A 273-nucleotide genomic window follows, 5' to 3' on the forward strand; every position below is an offset into this window, starting at 1 on the left:
CTATGGCTTTTTTTTGTGCCGCGTTGCTTAGAATACTATCCATTACGGCATCCATTTTGTCATCGTTTACATTATTTATAAAACCTAAAGTCTCATTAACTTTAAAATAAGCAACGTCCTTATGTACAATTTCACGTTTTTCTATTTTCTTGATTTTATCTTGTAAATAATTAAAAATCAGATCATATTTTTCTTTACCAGAAGGATCAATCATATCAATTTTTGTAGAAAATTTCTTATTTTTTGCTGATTTTACTTCTAAAGTCTTTTGTG

General features: G+C 27.1%; 1 protein-coding gene. It reads right to left on the reverse strand.

The genetic code is table 11. The annotated features are described in order from the left end of the window. The coding region (locus SB786_RS36265; protein WP_410731582.1) for a hypothetical protein at positions 1-273 on the reverse strand (273 nt) is incomplete at both ends.

Source organism: Burkholderia sp. SIMBA_062, assembly GCF_046534765.1.
Lineage (GTDB): Bacteria > Pseudomonadota > Gammaproteobacteria > Burkholderiales > Burkholderiaceae > Burkholderia > Burkholderia ambifaria.